This is a genomic window from Crateriforma conspicua, from assembly GCF_007752935.1.
Classification (GTDB): Bacteria; Planctomycetota; Planctomycetia; order Pirellulales; family Pirellulaceae; genus Crateriforma; species Crateriforma conspicua.
The window spans coordinates 6944254-6962947 of record NZ_CP036319.1; the positions used below are offsets into that span (position 1 = coordinate 6944254).

The window sequence follows — 18694 nt, forward strand, 5'->3', positions numbered from 1 at the left end:
TCATTCTTCGAACAAACTTCCCTCCTAAAACCTATTGTGATATACGAATCGCAAGTAGGAGAAGAATCACGACGAGGACATTGAAACCAATCCTGTACTCTATGTTGCGACGCTTCTCCCTTTTCTTTCTCTCGCGTTCAATCACGAAATCGACGGCATGTTTCACCGTCCAAAAGACAACCCAAAGAAAAACCAGTGAGGCTATGAAGCTCAGCATGCGTTACTCCTTACTCTCGTTCACAAAGCTGCACCTCGACTGAGGAACAGCTCGATAAACGTTGAGCACACCCAGATGGGCGTTGATTGTCTCGGTTTTGGTGTCGTTTTTTCGTGCTCAACACCGGGAGCGTTTCTAACCCGCTAGGGGATGTGTGCCCGAGGGACCCGGGCGACTTGTGGAAAGTCTGCTTTCAACATGGTGTCCTCCTTGTTCGTTTGTTAATTCGATTTCTTCTCCTGTTCTGGGCGTGCGTTTATCCAAGATGGAAGGCGGCACGCTGCCCTCCACCGAACGTTAGCGGCTCGGTGCAAGACAGAAGGAACGAGGGACAATCGATCGAACAATTCGGCAGCAAGTCGAGGTGAGACCTACCGGACTGATGGTTTTTTCTGCTCGTCAGTCCACGAGCGGCAATAACCCGCTAGGGGTTTTCGATTGGCGAAAGCCGCTCGGATTCTAGCGGCTGAGTTTGGCGAGGAAGTCGCTGAAAAACGCGAATGCACGGAATCGCACGCGGGATCGTTGATCGTCTCGAAAGTGCGTCTGCTGGACGTTCTTGGCGGTTCAATCTTTCCTCATTGGTGCAAAGTATTCGCCGAAAGCTTGATTTGGCTTGTGGGTGCCCGTAGACTCACCTCGTGGTCATCCGGTGCAGACGAGTCTTGATGGTTGCACAGTGCAAATCGATTGGAACACAGACACAGCATTTCGAGAGTGGGAAGCGGAGATTCTTCGCTTTCGCCGCTGCGTTTGTGCTGGACCACGAACGGGTGAGTCGCGGACGTTTCATGTGCTGAAGATGCCTTGGCACTTAGTGCGGTTTCTCTGGGTAGCGATGGTCATGCTGCCAATTGTTCTGACTGCAATGCTGGTGGCATTCGTTGCTAGACATCAACGGACTTGGATGGGGCCACTGACCTCGTTGCGGGCCTTTGGGTGGAGCCAGCTATCCCTTGCCGGCTACAGCCTGTTTCTTGTAGCTTTTTGCCGGGAAGGTGCGGTTCCGGATGAGACTCTAAGCCTTTACAGCTGGACGGCGTACGCGCTCATCGCGGCAAGTATGGGCGTCTTTCTCTTGGACGCGCTAAATTGCCAGAAGACCGAAATCTTTCATGCGATCTCGAGAACGTTGACTTCCTTACGGCAGGACTTTCTGACCGTGGGGTCATTCTTGTGTCGGGTGTTCGCAGAAATCGTCTGCGATACTGACTCGCGTTTATCTTCGCTCTTCCAGTCCCGACACGATTCAGTCGGAACCTTTGAGTACGCGCTCCTTCCGTGGCAGGAAGTGAATATCAATTCTCTTCGCGTTGCTCCGCGCTCGGAAATCGAATGACTTTTGGGACTGGGCCGTCGCCCCAGACCATTTGAAGTTGTTTTTCCGAATTCTTTGGGAGCTACTCCGTTTGGGTAGTCATGGCGATTGTGGTGGAGCGCGGCCACGATCGCCTAGGTCGAGACATTAGAAACCTTTGACCCAGACAAACCATACGAAGTGACCACGCTCCGAGCCTACCTTCATACGAGGTCCGTAATGAAGTCAAATCTCGATGTGTTTTTTACAATCCGTGAAGTTGCGGAAGTTTTACTGATGGGACCGAAAGGCCCCTATAAATTGATCAAGTCCGGTGAGTTACCATTCGTCAAGATTGGCGACGGTTCACTCAGGGTGCTTGAATCTGATCTCGCTCGCTACATCTGTGAGCGTCGTCTGCGAGGTCGAATACCAGATCGTCTTGAATGTCGAAAACTCGACGAACTCGGTTCCTTGCTTAGGGTCAGGGAAGTCGCGGAGCAGCTGAAGCTTGGCTCGAAAGGGCCCTACAAGCACATTGGCGACGGCGAATTACCGCACATCCGAATCGGTGATGGATCCATTCGCGTGCTTGAATCAGACTTGATCGAGTTCGTCAACAAGCGGCGGCGAGGAGACGGCTTTTATCCCTCCGACGATGATGATGACCCCGATGGGCCGGGTAGCCCCAGCTTGCCTGTACCGAAGCCATTGACCCAAGGCCCCAACGGCAAGCACATTAGACGCGACGTTGCGTAGCGATGCACCGAAGTGGGTCTTTGACTCGCTCTTGGAACCGACCGCGAGCGTCTTGCATCGCGGTCGGTTCTTTTTTTCCCAAGTGTCTCCCCTACTTCCCTTTCTTCTTTTTGTTGTTGGCAGCCTTTCTCGCTTGCTCCTGCATGTGCTCGGGGTTCTGTCCAAGATGCTGGTAAGTTCTGGCCAGAGTCGAGACGTCTCTGTGGCCGAGGAGAATCGAAACTGAAATCGAGTCTAGTCCATTCCTCAGCCCGTTTGTGGCGAAGGCGTGCCGGAACGCGTAGAGCGAGTAGCGTCGTGCATGTTTTCGTCTGAGCTTCCCGCGAAGCTTCTCAACGGCTTCGTACCGAAGTTCAGCTGGGCGTTTCTCTCGAAGTTTTCCCTTTTCGCGTTTTGTCGGCGACAGCTTGGGAATAAACGCCCTCACCTCTTCATCGCTTACGTCGAGACTGAGGTCTTTCAAAACGGCTCGCCCCATCCGCTCCTGAAGTCGGTCAAAGGCACAGTTTACTGCTTCGGTCGTCCATGGCTTTCCCTTTGCGTTGCAAAAGATGTGGGCGTTCGGAGCGGATTGCCGGATGCGACGTTCCACGATCGCTTGCGATTCGTCGGACATATAGACGATTCGCGGTTCTCGTTTTCCCTTCGACTCGCTGGTCGGGAAGACCCAGCGACGATGTTCGAGTTGCACGTGCCTGGTTTGAACACGAAGTGATTCCTGGGGGCGGCATCCGGTCGTGTAGGTCGCGACGAGAAGATCCCGAAAGTCGTCGTTGGTGACGAATTCAAGCATTCGCTTGAATTCATCCGGCGGGACATAGATTTCTCTGGACTCTCCGCTCGGAACTTCCAGGAGCTCGAGCGGATTCTTCTCGATGTAGCCCTGGCGAACGGCCCACTTTAGGCAGCGTTTGATGCTGCGGTAGTAATTTCGCCGGCTCGTTTTCGAAAGCTCGTAGGAATCGACCCAGCGTTCGACGTGAAATGGCCGAAGCTTCGCTGCGGTCAGGTCGGGGTGATGATCGACGAAGCGTTGAAGCCGGTATCGATACCACTCGTAGGTGTCGGGCGATCGATTCCTCTGAACCCATTCGAGGAAGTACTCACAAAGAGACGCAACCAAATGGTTGTCGTCTGTCTTGGGTGCGGCCGGAATGCCGGAAGCGGCATCGGCCATCAGCTGGTAGTACCGACGGAATGCCTCCTCCTTGTCCGGGCCGAGGTTGATCTGTTTGCCGCCGATCTGGACGTACCAGCGTTTGCGGCTCTTTCGGAAAAAGGGTTTTGGGGTGTGGTAGTGCATAGCGAGTCTCCGGGCACCGAGAAAATGGGATGCAACCGAAGTGGGCCGGGTGGCTCGCATGAACTTGGGAAGCTCATCTCTGACAGAATCTCTGCCAGCTGCACTGACTTATAGCGAGTCGGTGACGCGTGAGAAGTTGCAAGTTACTGGAAGGTAAAGACTTGCAAAAAGTACACCCGGAGGGATTCGAACCCCCAACCCTCGGTTCCGAAGACCGATGCGCTATCCAGTTGTGCCACGGGTGCAGCTGTTCAAGTTCAATTTGTTTGGCTGGCGTGGCCCCGGCAATGACCGGTACCCACCGAGCAAGCAACGATTGTACCGCATCTGGGGTAAACTCCAAGTCCGTTGGCCCGGCGAGTTTTCGCAATTCGTTTCGGCTTGTGCAATGCGCGGTTCGTGCCCCTCCTTTCGGATCAGATCAATGCCTGACCGCCCCCTGGATCGTCGTCATTTCCTTGGACATGCGACGGTCGGACTGAGCACCGGCTTGGCGGTTTCCGCCACGGGATCGGCCGAGTCGCCGCAGCGATCCGACCACGGGAACACGAAAAGCGAGAAGAAAGTCGATCGCAGAAACGTTTGGGTGGCCAGTATTTGCCAGCACAAGTTATCGGCCCGAACACCGGAAGAGATGTCCGCGAAAGTGCTGCGGCGGATGAAGGAAGTCGTCCCCACGAATCCCGACATCATCTGTTTGCCGGAGTGTTTTCACGTCGCCAACATTCACGGCAGCGGTCGCCCACCGTTGCCCGATACCGCGGAAGTCCCCATCGGAAAGATTTCTCGCCCCTTCGCTAAGTTTGCTCGAGATCACCGGTGCTATGTGATTTGCCCGATCCACACGATCGATTCCGGACGCTATTACAACAGTGCCGTCGTCATCGATCGGGCGGGACAACTGGTTGGCGAGTATCGAAAGATCAATCCGACCGAAGACGAACTGAAAAACGGCATCACGCCGGGCCCCGTCGACCCACCGGTATTCGATTGCGATTTTGGTCGCATCGGCGTGCAAATTTGCTTCGATATCAATTGGCAATCCAATTGGCAGCGACTTGCTGAAAAGGGCGCGGAGATCGTCTTTTGGCCGTCCGCGTTCGCCGGCGGGCAAATGCTTAACGCGATGGCAGCGACCTACAAGTACCACGTCGTGTCGGCAACGCGAATCCAGTCATCCAAGATCATCGGCCCCATGGGCGACGACATCTTTTCCACGGGTCGGTTTGGCGAAGTCATCTGCGGCCCGCTGAACTTGGAATCCGCGGTCATTCAAGGTTGGCAAGAGATCGCCAAACTGGAACGAGCGGTGACCAAGTACGGTCGCGGGGTGAAGATGACGGTCAAGCACGATGAAGCCTGGGCGTTAATCGAAAGCCTTGACGATTCGATCGACGTTGATTCGGTCCTTGAAGAGTTTTCGATCGAGACATCACGCGACATGTTGATGCGAAACACCAGGCTGCAAAATCAGTCTCGAATCTCGCCGGACGACGAATCGTAATCGCTGCCCGTAAGGCTACTGAGCACCGACGTTTGCCACTGCGTCAATTCGCCAAGCATCTCGTCGGCTATCTTGCGTCGCGGTTCGGCCAAGTTATCAGCTTCGCTTGGGTCGTTGCGAAGGTTGTAAAGTTCCAGAGCTTGATCGTCACCAAGGCCGGTGACAATCAGCTTGTAATGGTTTGCCAACCAAACCCGCGTGCCGCCGTAGTCCGCATCTGTCGTGTCCGGATGGAAGTAGTTGACGAAATTGCGTGTCGGAATGCCCTTCATCAACTTGACCAAAGGCGTCGTTCCGGTCTGTTGCTGCTGGGTCAGATACGGCTGGCCCTTGTACACGTTCTTCGTGTCAAAACTCCAGAACGCGATCGGCTGAGAGCGAGTTCCCAAGCGTCCTTCGAGGATCGGCATCAGGCTGATTCCATCAAGCGGACGGTCGGGGACATCGACATTCGCAATGTCGCAGATCGTCGGCAGAATATCGCTGGTGACCGAGTTGTAATCGGTGCTTGCATGCGTCTTGATCCTGGCGGGCCACTCAATGATTCCCGGCACGCGGACGCCGCCCTCGTAATGGTTGCCTTTTTGACCACGAAGCGGCGAAGTGATGATGCCATCGCCCGGCGTTCCGTTGTCGCCGCAGTACCAGATCAGTGTATTGTCGCGCAGACCATTCTGTGTCAGCCAGTCACGAAGATCACCAATCGCGCGGTCCATCGCCGTGATCTCTGCATAGCGTTCGCGCAAGACGTCGCGTAGTGACCGTGTCGTTGGCGAACCCGTTTCATTGCTGGTCAATCGAAACGACTTCTTGGCATACTCCGCGGGCAAGTTGTCGTACAGTGCCAAGTCTTCTGGCAATCCACTGTATGGTTCGTGTGGTGATCCGAACCAAATCACCGTCAACGAAGGCTTGCCGGATTTCTTCGCACTGGCCAAGAAAGGCTTGGCCGCATCGATCAGAATCTGCGAGCTTTCACCTTCGATCTTTTTTGGCGGACCACCGTCGCGTGACAGGACGGGATCGAGTTCGAAGAAGTTGTCGTGCGAAAGCCACGTGTCAAATCCCATCGCACCGGGGCTGGTTGGCGAGTCGGCCTTCACCGGTCCGACGTGCCACTTGCCGAAGTGACCGCAGACATAGCCGGCATCGCTCAGCACATCCGCGATCGTGATTTCTTCCGGGCGGATGGAGTAGTTCGGGGTGAAGGTTCCGTAACGATTCGGATGACGTCCGGTCAGCACACTGCCGCGAGTCGGCGAGCACGTCGGATGAGCCGCGTAAAAACGATCCAAACGCAGGCCGGTGGCCGCCATCTGATCCAGCACCGGCGTCTTCAAATGCGGGTGGCCGTTGTATCCGGTTTCATCCCAACCATGGTCGTCGCCCATCAGCAAAACGATGTTCGGGCGATCATCGGCGACCACGGGCAACGCGGTGCACGCCAACATGCCCAAGGCAAACAGTGTGACGTTCAGGCCGAAGCGAATCGCACCTGCCAAGGGGATGGTCGCGTGCCAGTTCACTGCGATGCAGATCCGTCGGCGGAGGGAACCGTGGATTGCAAGCGGAGCATTTGAAAGAGACATGACGGAACCTGGGAGTGCCGCGAGGGAGGGAAGGAGAGTTTCAGGCGGGACGGGCCGCGACGATCAAAACGCGTGTCGCTCTGGCGATGCCGATGGGCAGGTGGGGAAACGGATCGGTCCAGTCTAGCCGCCCTGAAACGAGGCCGCCAAATCCGCCACGTGACCAGGCAAAGCGGTGGGGAATGCCGTTGGCGACATCGCGTGGTGTGAAATACCGACTTGCGCCGGCTGGTCTAGGCCGCCGAGCGACCGGGACGGTAATATGACGGCGGTGCCGGCGCGATCGCCTGCGCTTCGATGCTTTTCATCTTTTCGGTTTCTTTTGCTGACGCCCGCGCATTTTGGCTGACTCGTTACCCTTTGGCGGCTCCAACGATTCGCGTCGGGCGGCGTGCGATGCGTCTGGATTTGCCCGGCACTTCGGCTTGACGCTTTCCAGCGACCTGATCGACTGGATCGACCAAGCGTTGTGGCGGCACACCGGGTGCGGCGAATTCCACGAAGCCGTTGATCCCGCATCCTTGATGGACGATCCGGCCGACACGATTTGGCCCGGTCTAATGCCGCCCGATTTTCTGCCGTTGATCGGCAACGGTCGTGGTGATTGGATCTGCGGCCGCGTCAGTGCCGCGGGCACCGTCGATCGATTCGTCCACTGGTATCACGGCGGCGGCGACTGGATCCCTTGGGGCAACCGCTTGGGCGAAGCGGTCCTATTCGATGTTTGGTGCCCGTTGTTGCCGGGACCGGGCCGACGTCACGCGATTGAGCCTGATGATCCTCGGGCCGGTGCCTGCTTGAGCGGCGATCATCCGTGGATCCAGTGGGCAGCCGACGCCGCGCATCCTGGGGCACGAGAGTTGATGCAGTTCGCTCTTGCACAGACATCTCTTTCCGGCGATGAGAAAGCGACGGCATCCTTGGGCTTGGCTGACGGGATGATCCGGCATGGCATCGCAGAGGTGGCGGTGCGATGCGAAATGATTCAGAACCATCGTGATGATTGGCCATTGATCGGCAAGCATGCTTCGGCGGCTGCCCAAACGGATCCCGATCTGGCGTGGGCCTGGGAATGGCTGGCCATGTCACACGATTCTCTGGGACAACCGGCTTCGGCGGCCAACTGTTTCGCCAAAGCCGCCTGCTGTTCGGCGTTCACCGATCAAGCGGTTCGAATGCGACCTCCGGGCGTAGAATTGGGCGATGCGGAGAATCAAGCCGCCAAGCTGTCAGTGGCTTGGTTGCGTCAGCAGCACACGCGTGTCGATGAATTGGCGGAAATCTCGTCGATCCAGCAGCGCTATGTGTCGATGTTGGTGCAGACCGACCCGTCACGCTGGCAACAATCCGCCCACGATTTTTGGCTGGAGGCCGCCGAAGCGTCCGCGAAGGGTGGAAACGGAACCGAAGCGGTGAATTGTCTGATTCGATCGGGCTGGGATTTGGGCATCCAGCCGTTGTCGGTTTATGGTGACGTCCTGAATCGGCTTGCCGCGATGGCGGGTCGCTTTGGTGATGGCCGTGCGCGGCTGTGCCAAATCCACGCTGACTGTTTTCGCCAGCGGTACCAGGGACTGGGCTGACACAACCGGTCGCCAGATGGCGGGCCCCGCTGCAAGGCAACACTGGACGCCGAAACGTCGCGGTGGGGCCTGGTCGACGGCGACCATGAATTTCAACGTTTTATTAGCGCAAGAAGAATCGAGATGACCGACATCGTTTGGCACCAAGGCACGGTCAGCCGCGAGGACCGCGAAAAACTGCTGGGCCAGCGAGGCTGTGTCGTGTGGCTGACCGGACTGAGCGGATGCGGCAAGAGCACGATCGCCAACGAACTGGACCGGCTGCTGACGTCGGCCGGCCGCGCGACGATGCTGCTGGACGGAGACAACATTCGTCACGGCCTGTGTGCACCGCCGGCGATGTTGGCCGGCGAACACGGCGATGCGTTTGCAGAGCGTTTCGGGCTGGGGTTTGGCGAAATCGATCGCGAGGAGAACATCCGCCGGATCGGATCAGTGGCCGCCCTGATGGCGTCGGCCGGGCTGATCACTTTGACGGCTTTTGTCAGCCCTTACCGTCGCGACCGCGACCGGGCGCGAAAGATCGTCGAAGCGGCGGGCGAGAAGGGCGATTTTTTGGAAGTGTTCGTCGACACACCGCTGGAGGTCTGTGAAAAGCGGGACCCCAAAGGTCTGTACAAAAAAGCACGTGCCGGCGAAATCAAGAACTTCACCGGCATCAGCGACCCCTACGAATCGCCCGCGGACCCGGAAATTCACCTGCGTGGTGGCGATGACCGGACGCCCACCGAACAGGCCCAAGAGATCTTCGATTTTTTGGCCGGGCCTGGACGCCGGACCGCGACCACCGAATCGGCGGGTTGATCGGCGGAAACGGATCACGGACAATTGCCGGTTTTTGACGTTGCGTCGCCAAGCCCTGACGCTACACTACGCGGCGAATCTTTGAATAAAGCAGTGTATTAGGACGAGACATTCAGTCGAATGACCATTTCGAAAGAACGTAAACAAGAACTGATCGGCGAACACGGCCACGAAAACGGTGACACCGGAAGCCCGGAAGTCCAAATCGCCATTTTGACCGAGCGGATCAACGGCCTGACCGAACACATGCGAACGCACCGCAAGGATTACGCGTCGCGTCGTGGTTTGCTGGGACTGGTCAGCCGTCGCCGTCGCCTGTTGGATTACGTCCGTGGCGGCGATCCCCAGCGTTATCTGGATATCATTGGAAAACTGGGCATTCGTAAATAGCCCAAAAGGGCCGCGACCCGAGCGACGATGGCAACAGCCGCTTTTCAGTTCGCCCGAGTCGGGCGGCCCGGCTTCCACCTGTTTTCCATCATCTTTCGTTCGGGCGCCGGCTTTCTGACGCGGCGATGTGATAGGCTCGCGCCCGGCTTGACCGTCGGCTCGGAATGCCCCGCCTGATCTTGGGCAGCTTTCGGCACGACCTTCTTGCAGTCTCTGGCTGATCGAATTGCCGCCCCCCCGTCGCTTTTCGGGCTGGGGTGCCGCTGTCTTGACATTCGGCAACCCGTCGCGAATGCGGCTGTCCGGTCTGGGTGGAACCGGAATCTGTTGTCTGTTTGTATTAGAGAGAAGTAGAAGTGACTGTGAATAAAGTTCGCGTGGAGCGAAAGATCGGACGTCAAGTGTTGTCGTTCGAAACCGGCCAGTTGGCCAAGCAAGCCGCCGGCAGCGTGCTGGTGCAATACGGCGACACGACGGTGCTGGTCGCCGCCGCCAGTGGCCCGCCACGACCGGGAATTGATTTTTTCCCGCTGATGTGTGACTACCGCGAGCGATTGGCCGCGGCCGGTAAATTCCCCGGCGGATTCTTGAAACGCGAAGGTCGGCCGAGCACCAAGGAAACGCTGAGCGCTCGGCTGATGGACCGCCCGATTCGTCCGCTATGGCCCAACGGCTACAAGGACGAAGTCCAGGTGCAAGCCTTTGTTATCGCCAGCGATCTTCAAAACGACGGCGATGTGTTGGCCATGAACGGTGCCGGTGCCGCCCTGCACATCAGCCCCCTGCCCTTCAAGGGTCCGGTCGCCAGCGTCCGCGTCGGCAAAGTCGACGGCGAACTGATCGCATTCCCGACGCACGACGACCTGGTCGAAAGCGAGCTGGACATGATCGTCAGTGGTGACCGCGAAATGGTCGCCATGATCGAAGGCTTCGCCAACGAAATGCCCGAAGACCAGATGGTCGAAGCGATCCAGTTCGCCCACAAGGCGATCCGCGAAGTGATCGAGTTGCAGGAAGAGCTGTATGAAAAGGTCAATCCGCAAAAGATCGAATATGTCGAACCGGAAGACGACGGCCTGTTGCAACGTCTGACGGACGCCTATTACGACGAATTCAAGGCTGCCCAACAAACGTCCGGCAAGCTGGAACGTGCCGAAGCCGTTCGCGCACTGCGTGATCGTGCGATGGGCGAAGTGATCCCCGATCCCAGCGCAGAAGGCGCGATCGACGTCAATCGCTTCAAGTCCGTCTGGCATGACTTGGAAGAAAAGGTCGTCCGCGATCTGATCATCGCCGGCACCCGACCCGACGGACGTGACCGCGAAAGCCTGCGTCCGATCTACTGCGAAACCGACCTGTTGCCGCGAGTCCACGGTTCGGCTTTGTTCCAACGTGGCGAAACCCAGGCATTGATCACGATCGCACTGGGAACCGCCCGCGACGAACAGCGTGTCGACGGCTTGCAGGATGAGTACAGCAAGAAGTTCATGCTGGACTACAACTTCCCGTCCTTCTCGGTTGGTGAATGTCGCCCGATTCGTGGACCAGGACGTCGCGAGATCGGTCACGGTGCGTTGGCCGAACGAAGCGTTGCACCGGTGTTGCCCGGCGCCGACGATTTCCCCTACACGATTCGAGTGATCAGCGATATCACCGAGTCCAATGGGTCCAGCAGTATGGCCACCGTTTGCGGTGCGACGCTGGGCTTGATGGCTTCGGGTGTTCCGATCAGCAACCCGGTCGCCGGCATCAGCGTCGGCTTGGTCCAGGACAAGGACAACAAAGACAGCTGGGTCTTGTTGACCGACATCTTGGGCACCGAAGACCACTTCGGTGACATGGACTTCAAGATCGCTGGAACGCAAAACGGTATCACCGGTATCCAGTTGGACCTGAAGATCACCGGTATCAGCGAAGAAATCATTCGTGCGACGCTGAAGCAATCACGTCTGGCTCGCATCGAGATCTTGAAGAAGATGCTGACGACGATCCCGCGTCCGCGTCGTGAAATCGCCGCCACCGCGCCGCGTTTGCTGCGTACCAAGATTTCCCCCGACAAGATCGGTGCCCTGATCGGCCCCGGCGGAAAGAACATCCGCACGATCCAAGAAACGACCGGCAGCGTGATCGAAGTCGACGACGACGGTACCGTGTTGGTGGCCAGCAGCGACAAGCAAAGTGCCGAAGACGCGATGCGTCAGGTCGAAGCCTGCACCGCCACCGTTCAAATCGGCAAGATCTACGACGGAACGGTCAGCAGCATCAAGGAATTCGGCGCGTTTGTCGAAATCCTGCCCGGCCGCGATGGACTGGTTCACATCAGTGAAATGTCCAGCGGATTCGTCAGCAATATCGACAGCGTCATCGGCGTCGGTGACCCGATGAAGGTCTTGGTCATCGATGTCGACGAACACGACCGCGTCAAGCTGAGCCGTCGTCGCGCCCTGGAAGAACTGGGCGAGGAAGACGAATTGGCCGGTGCCTTTGAAAGCGAAGGCGGCGGGGATCGCGATCGTGGCGACCGTGACCGAGGCGATCGCGATGACGATCGCCCGCGTCGACGCCGCGGCAGCAGTGGTGGTAGTGGCGGCGGCGGTGGCCGTCGCAACCGTCGTTCGTAGCGGCCACAGGTTGTTGCCACTGCTCGGCGACCGCCGCATCATCCGGTCAACATCGAAAACCGGCAGATCGGCGGACTGGTTTACCGGCGGCCTCTGGTTTTTCGGCTAGGCCGCCCGATTCAATTGACGTTTGGCCGACGTCCTGAAACGTTCTCGATCGCCCTTTCCGCTCAGCGGATGGGCGATTTTTTTTAGGGCACGATGCATCGCCACGGCAGTGCGAAAACGCTTCGACGGCACCGGATCAATCGCCTTGCGAACCAGAGCCACAAAGTCGCGTGAAACGCCGCGCCGAAGCTTGTTGAACCCCGGCAACGGTGGTTGAAACGGGTACTCGGGCAATTCACCGGCAAGCATGCGATAGATGATCAGCCCCAGCGAAAACACGTCACTGTGATAGGCCGGCCGACCCATCGCCTGTTCCGGCGCGATGTAGCCCAACGTTCCCGATGCCGAATCGTCGTAACAGCCGTGTTCGATACGGGCCAAGCCGAAATCCGTTAGACGAATTTCATTGTCGTCAAACAGAATGAAATTTTCCGGCTTCAGATCGCGGTGCAACACCTCATGGCTGTGGGCGTAAGCGACCGCATCGACCATCTGATAAATCATCACCATTGCGGTGGCACGCGACATCCGCCGCATCATTCGATCCGCCAGGGTTTCGATGCCCAGCGGGAACACCATCACGAACAAGCCGTCGATGACACGTGCGTCGTGCAGGGGCAAAACCCCAGGATGCTCCAGCGATGCCATGATGTCGACTTCACGACGCAGGTCGTCCATCGACTGAGTATTGCTGACATAGCGTGCGTCGGGAATCTTGATCGCAACGTGACAGCGTTCTAGCTGGTCGTAGGCCGAATAGACGGTCGCAAAACCACCTTCGCCCAATCGGCTTTGCAACCGGTAACGGTCCAGCCGCGTCCCCGATCGAATCGAATCGGGGTGTATCGAGCCGGGAAACAGTCGTAAACGGGCGGTCACAGGCACATCCGCGGATCGCGAGCACGCAGGGGGCGAAGACAGGCGAAGCGTTCCAATCGGCTTGTCTTCCCTCGAATGGTTATCGACCGCTGGACGGGAATTCTTCAGTTGCGGATCAAACGTCTACCGGGCCAGTTTTTGCTGTTGATCGGCCAGAATTTCCTGATAGTCACGCACTGCGCTTCGGTGCGCCTGATAGCCACGATTCCCCGTGCGTCGCTGGTCCAGTTCCTTGAGACGCTCGATCGGTCCGTACATGACCAATGTGTCGCCGACGCAGATCTTTGTGGTCGCCACGGGCGCACCGATGTACTGATCCGCCTGGACGCTGTGGACGCCCAAAATCAACACACCCTCGCGAGGAAGATCTAGTTCAATCAACGTTTTGTCCGACAACCAGTCGCCCGGATCGACGCGCATTTCCGTCACCGCGAATCCTTCCTGTAGGTTCAGCACCGCGACGTAGTCCCGAACGTCCAGGTCGGTGAATCGACGCAGCGACCAAGCGATGATTCGGTTCAACCGTCGTTCCACCCAGCGGCTGCGGGCCAATAGCAGCAAAAACGTCACACCGACGAACAACACGATCAAGGTCGTCCACCAGGTCTCGTTGTTCTTGGCGTCCAACATCGACACCATCAGCGAGGCCCCCACGGTGGCCAAACCGATGTTGCCGAACAGCATCAACATCATCGCGATGCGACGTCGGACGGGATGATTGACGATCGATTCGGCCTCGGTCGTCGTGAAACCGACGCCGCTGAAAGCACTGCGAGCCTGGAATCGAGCCGCCTCGCGACTCAGGCCGGTCAACATCAAGGCCATCGCTGCGACTCGGGTGATCAACAGCGATACCGAAAGCGTCAATAACAGGGTGATGATTGCTGCCACCGATCGATCCTTCACAAGGGAACCGGTGAAGCTTGGCAAACGGTTGCATTCCCATCAATCGGGACTTCAAAATACGCCCGTTACCGCCTTTTGAGGTTGCCCTCTTACCCGTGGCATTGGTTTCTTGGTGCCCCGAAGCGTGAGCGAGACGATGCCAACATCGTCTTTTCCTCGCTTACGCTTCGGGTTACCTGAAAAACGCAACTACAAGACTTCCGCTGCCGCTGGCAGTCACGCGTCAGGTCACGGCGACACCCGCTCCAACATCATCAACCGAAACTCGATCGCTTCGTCGCCTGGAATCTCGGTCGCGTGCAGCGAGAGCTTTTGGGGCCCCGCCTGCAGATCAATTTCCCCCACCGGCAGATCGGCCCACCGCTTCACATAGCCTTCCTGTCGCGGAAACAAGTCTTCATCGGCTCCGATCAGGGGCGCATCGTTGGGCTTCTGCACGACGGCGGAAACGCTCGCCTCACGCGCCGTCAGTTTCAAACGCGTGCCGACCGACGATGCCGGACAAGCGTACTTGATCATGACCCTGTAACGCCCCGCGTCCGCAACATGAACATCCCAGTCGATCGTTTCGTCCGTGGACGTCCAGTTTCCGAAGAACGTGCAATTGGGAAAGCGGTTGGACCGCTGGATGTCGCCGGTGCTGGTCGCATCGCGTGCGGGCAACTGCGTCAGTGCCATGTCGGGATGTCCGATGATGAACGGTCGCGATTCGGGATCAATCGTGTTGCTTGCCACGGTCGATTCGGTCGCCCGGCGGAGCGCATCGGAAAGCTCGGATGCAACTTGAGGTAACTGCTGAGCCAAATCGACGTCTTCGACCGGATCGGATTGGATATCAAACAGTTGGCCGGTGCTGTGATAGCGATATTGGTTGGACCGAACGCTGGCCTTGTTCTTCCACCATGAAAACAGCAACCGATCGTCCGATGATTGCGGTGAATCACCGGTCAGTACCGCGACTTGGGAAACACCATCGATTTTGTGGGCGTTCATCCCGTCATGCTTCGCCGCGAACCGCTGACGGTCTTGTTCGCTAATGCCCGCCATCTGCATCAGCGTCGGCATCAAATCAATCGCGCCCGTGACCTGGGTGACTTCCGTTCCCGCGTTGATCTTGGCCGGATACCGGATCGTACACGGCGACCGCAAACCGCCTTCGTTGACCGAACCTTTGTGACCCCGAAGCCCGACATTCCAACGCGCCTTGTTTGGCCCGTTGTCACTGAAATAGATCACGATCGTATCATCGGCGACGCCTTGTTCATCCAGACACTTCAGGACACGCCCGACGTTGTCATCGATGTTGGCCACCATCGCCAGTGCGGCGCGGGTGAAGTCTTTGTTTTCCTGCTTCGCGTTGTTGGGATCCGGATCGCTTGTGATGTCACGGTTTCGATACTGTTGCCAGTATTCGTCAGGGGCCTGCATCGGCGAATGCGGCGTGTTGTATGGCAGGTAGACAAAAAACGGTTGGTCCCCGCTTTGGCGGATGAAGTCGATGGCATGATTGGTCAAATCATCGACGATGAACCCGTGCCCATCGACCAAACGTCCGTTGTGTTCCAACATCGGGGAGTGATAGTTGCCCCAGTGACCGCTGCAAAACCCATAGAAATCATCGAACCCACGAGAATTCGGATGATAGGGTGCCTGCATACCGTTGTGCCATTTGCCATAGGCGGCGGTTCGATAACCGGCATCGCGAAACAGATCGGCCACGGTGACTTCATCCGTATTCATCCGCTCGCCGCCGGACGAAGTACTAGTCACCCCCATGCGTGTGTGATAACGACCGGTCAGAAACTCGGCTCGCGTCGGTGAACAGACGGCGCACACATAGAAGTGCTGAAGCCGCGCCCCGTCACGCGCCAATGAATCAATGTTGGGCGTCTGAAAGTTAGGATTTCCGGTCCAGCTAAGATCACCGAACCCCTGATCGTCGGCCAGGATCACGACCACGTTGGGACGTTCGGCGGCCGACAAACTGGCGACGCCTGTGACCAAAACAAAAAGCATCAACATTGCGAAGCGATGAATTTTCAGCATGCTTGGATTCCTATCAATCAATCGTGCGAGCGACGCACACAGCGGGCCGCACACTGTGCAGGGTGGGCCGATGGTTTTCAATGCAAGGGAAAAAGAAAACGCCGTTAGATTCCGGCGTCGGTCATCCAGCGATCAAGCGTCGCCAGGTCATCGCGGATCGCATCGATATGCTTGGGGACCAATGCCGGATCGGCATGATCCAAGTATTCTTCGTGCAATGAAACGGGTCCGCTGAATTCGGATTCAGCCAGCATCTTAAAGAACGCGGGATCGACCATGCCTTGCCCCAACGGAACGTTGATCACTTTCGTGCCGTCCCAATCAAAGTCTTTGACATACACCGTATCAATGTGGGGCCGAATCAGTTGGAACGTCAACGGCCAACTGGTTCCACCTTCCACGGTGGCGTGCCGAATGTCGTAGGCGACCGCCAAGTCTTTCGGATCGATGCCGTTCAAGATGTACCGTAGATCCCACACCGGGGCGCCCATCGTGTTGCGTCCGGCATGGTTCTGGTACAGACCACAAATCCCCAGCTGCTCATTCAATTCGGCCAAGTCAATCAGTTTCTCTTTCCACCGATCCAACTGTGGCACGATCGGCTTGGACAAATCGTATTTGAAGTAACCCAGTCGATAGCGACGCACACCCAGGTCGGCCGCGACTTTCAATAGTTCACGATTGGTGGCGTCATCGGCATTGTTGATGGCCGACGTCAGCACGGTGATTTCCAAATCACGTTTCTGTAGTGCTTTCACCAGCTTCGGCAACTTCTGGGCAGCGTCTTTCGGTTCGACATGACCGCGTGGTCGGACCGGTGCTTCCAATCCATCGAACCCCAAATCGGCGACGCGAGCCGCCAAGTCGTCAAACGAAAGCGATGTCAGCGGCTTGGTGAAAACACACAGGGGAATCGATCGCTTGGCGGGCCGGTCGGGCGATTGTGCCGACGCACGGCGGGGCTTGGGCATTGCCGCCGCCAACGTCATCGCGGCGGAGGAAACCAAAAAAGTGCGGCGTTGCGCTTTCATGATGATCCGATCGAAGAATCCAGCCGAACGAGGCGCACAGCGTCTGCCGACGACGGCGGGAATCTGGCTGAGAGGAAGGAGGGGGGGAAGGATGCACAGCGGGAATGGCCTGAAAACGCCATCCACGAAACCGAACGCCATCAGCATAAACGCGCGGACGTTCCGATGGGGCAATCGACGTGCAATTGGGTCAATCTGCGCCGCCACGGACGACACGAACAACCGTCCGCCGAACATCGATGCAGGCCCCGGCAACGGATGTCACCCGGCCGCCAGAAGAAAGGTCCATGACGCTTTACCGCGACTGTTCAGACGTAAAATCCGACACCATCGCTTCAAAACGCTTGCCCGCGACCGCACGGTGGCGCGATCGAACCGAGTGATCGGGAACCAGACAAATCGCCTCGCCCGTGAACCGCTTCTGCATCTGGGCATCGGTCCAGCTGACCAAGCCAATCGCCGGATCGCCGATCAGCCACAAACCATCGTCGGTTCGCCCCAGCACGGTGATGGCATGACGCTCCTGCGCCGCCCCGAACCACCGGCTTAGCGAACCGTCAGAATCTTCGACCCCAAGTCGGACGATCGCCACGTTCGGAACTTGACCTCGATGAACCCACTGTCGCGAATCGGGGGATGCCGGCTGAGGCTTCAGCCCCGCATGGGCGCTGGCCAGTGTCAGACCACGGTACAAACCCAGCGGCTCGGTTCCCCAGCGGCTGGTGAAACAGGTCGCCATCAAGTCCTTTTCGCTGGACCGAATGTCATGTTCGGACAACAACGTGGCAGCCGACGCCGGTCCGCAAGTCGACGGATGCGACTGCAAACAAACACCACGTCGCCAGCCGATCCAGTCATCGTCCAGCACCGTCGCCGGCGCGATCCAGGGGCGGGCGAAAGGGCCGACCCAAAAACAGGCCGCCAGGATCCACAACAGTCCGACCGTCGCCGGACGGTGCCAGCGATGCAGCCCTGGTGTGGACGTCGCCAAACCCGCAGTGAAGCACAGAATCGCGGGCATCCAGTTGGCCCAAAAAATCGCCTCGGCACTGGGCAGAATCACCGCCCACAGCAAACGGCCGCTCAAAGCCCAAGCCGCAACGAGCGCCAGCACCACCACCATCGAAAACAACAGGGGCGAAACCTGATTTTGGCGTCCCAGACGCCGTCCGGCCGCCCAGCCGCCTAGACCGAGACCGGCTGCCGCAAACAGGGCTGCTATCGTCTCTAAGGTCATGACACGGCTCCTCCAACGGGTGGTAACTACGCTCCGTTTTCTTTGTGAAGTTTTCGCAAAGATTTAGGCCATTCTACGTGAATAATGATCGGGATTCCATCCAAGTTTAGCTCACGAGAAATGCACTGCCGGGGATGAAATCCGACTGTTTTCGTGACCTGAAGTCTCAAAAATGGACAATGGAGGGAGAATACCGACCATTAAATCGCCAGTCCACGCCATTTGAGCCTCTAAACCGCTGCATGTCGTGGATGCGACGTTCCTGACACCTGGCGTCGCAAATCACGCGCCTGGCATGAAACTTTTTTGAAGAAGCGTCCCGGGCCGCCGGAGCCCAGTCTTCTCAAGTTCTCTATACCTCACAAAAGCGGAGGCAGGTCTGGGGTCGCGATTCGGATGGTCGGATGGCCGCCGCGAAGC

Annotated in this window: 14 protein-coding genes and 1 tRNA gene; 7 read left to right on the forward strand and 8 right to left on the reverse strand. The window is 57.8% G+C overall.

The features are described 5' to 3' along the window. Nucleotides 1–1010: 1010 nt before the first annotated feature. Nucleotides 1011–1556, forward strand: coding sequence for a hypothetical protein (locus Mal65_RS25280; protein ID WP_145304171.1), 546 nt, complete (start codon nt 1011–1013; stop codon nt 1554–1556). Between the two features lie 198 nt (nt 1557–1754). After that, nucleotides 1755–2273: a helix-turn-helix transcriptional regulator gene (locus Mal65_RS25285; protein WP_145304172.1), complete on the forward strand. Its 519-nt coding sequence runs from the start codon at nt 1755–1757 to the stop codon at nt 2271–2273. Nucleotides 2274–2364: 91 nt separating this feature from the next. On the opposite strand, the gene Mal65_RS25290 is transcribed toward Mal65_RS25285, so the two are convergent. Together Mal65_RS25290 and Mal65_RS25295 are read right to left on the reverse strand one after the other, a co-directional pair. Beyond that, nucleotides 2365–3576 (reverse strand): tyrosine-type recombinase/integrase, encoded by a 1212-nt coding sequence (locus Mal65_RS25290; RefSeq protein WP_165701527.1) that lies wholly within the window; start codon nt 3574–3576, stop codon nt 2365–2367. A 171-nt stretch (nt 3577–3747) separates the two neighbouring features. Beyond that, nucleotides 3748–3821 (reverse strand) — tRNA-Arg (locus Mal65_RS25295). A gap of 179 nt (nt 3822–4000) precedes the next feature. Here Mal65_RS25295 and Mal65_RS25300 point away from each other — a divergent pair. After that, complete coding sequence (locus tag Mal65_RS25300) at nt 4001–5080, forward strand: carbon-nitrogen hydrolase family protein (RefSeq protein WP_165701528.1); 1080 nt, start codon at nt 4001–4003, stop codon at nt 5078–5080. On the opposite strand, the gene Mal65_RS25305 is transcribed toward Mal65_RS25300, so the two are convergent. Then, the gene (locus tag Mal65_RS25305; protein ID WP_196784443.1) at nt 5047–6669 is read right to left on the reverse strand and encodes a sulfatase family protein; all 1623 of its coding nucleotides are present in this window, start codon (nt 6667–6669) and stop codon (nt 5047–5049) included. The genes Mal65_RS25300 and Mal65_RS25305 overlap by 34 nt on opposite strands. A gap of 425 nt (nt 6670–7094) precedes the next feature. Between Mal65_RS25305 and Mal65_RS25310 the strand changes: the two genes are divergently transcribed. From Mal65_RS25310 to pnp, 4 genes are all read left to right on the forward strand, one after another. Continuing rightward, entirely contained in the window at nt 7095–8252 is a 1158-nt protein-coding gene (locus Mal65_RS25310) for an SMI1/KNR4 family protein (protein WP_145304178.1), read from the forward strand. A 123-nt stretch (nt 8253–8375) separates the two neighbouring features. Next, entirely contained in the window at nt 8376–9056 is a 681-nt protein-coding gene (cysC, locus tag Mal65_RS25315; protein WP_145304180.1) for an adenylyl-sulfate kinase, read from the forward strand. A 120-nt stretch (nt 9057–9176) separates the two neighbouring features. Beyond that, nucleotides 9177–9446, forward strand: coding sequence for a 30S ribosomal protein S15 (gene rpsO / locus Mal65_RS25320; protein ID WP_145304181.1), 270 nt, complete (start codon nt 9177–9179; stop codon nt 9444–9446). 356 nt (nt 9447–9802) lie between these two features. After that, nucleotides 9803–12067, forward strand: a complete 2265-nt coding sequence (gene pnp / locus Mal65_RS25325) for a polyribonucleotide nucleotidyltransferase (RefSeq protein ID WP_145304183.1) — start codon at nt 9803–9805, stop codon at nt 12065–12067. Nucleotides 12068–12172: 105 nt separating this feature from the next. On the opposite strand, the gene Mal65_RS25330 is transcribed toward pnp, so the two are convergent. From Mal65_RS25330 to Mal65_RS25350, 5 genes are all read right to left on the reverse strand, one after another. After that, on the reverse strand, nt 12173–13054 hold the full coding sequence (locus Mal65_RS25330) for a serine/threonine-protein kinase (protein ID WP_145304185.1): 882 nt from the start codon (nt 13052–13054) through the stop codon (nt 12173–12175). A gap of 123 nt (nt 13055–13177) precedes the next feature. Next, complete coding sequence (locus Mal65_RS25335; protein ID WP_145304187.1) at nt 13178–13945, reverse strand: TrkA C-terminal domain-containing protein; 768 nt, start codon at nt 13943–13945, stop codon at nt 13178–13180. Between the two features lie 243 nt (nt 13946–14188). Continuing rightward, complete coding sequence (locus tag Mal65_RS25340; RefSeq protein WP_231131248.1) at nt 14189–16006, reverse strand: arylsulfatase; 1818 nt, start codon at nt 16004–16006, stop codon at nt 14189–14191. Between the two features lie 104 nt (nt 16007–16110). Further along, nucleotides 16111–17037: a sugar phosphate isomerase/epimerase family protein gene (locus Mal65_RS25345; RefSeq protein WP_165701529.1), complete on the reverse strand. Its 927-nt coding sequence runs from the start codon at nt 17035–17037 to the stop codon at nt 16111–16113. 295 nt (nt 17038–17332) lie between these two features. Next, complete coding sequence (locus Mal65_RS25350; protein WP_145304190.1) at nt 17333–18274, reverse strand: cysteine peptidase family C39 domain-containing protein; 942 nt, start codon at nt 18272–18274, stop codon at nt 17333–17335. Nucleotides 18275–18694: the final 420 nt, after the last annotated feature.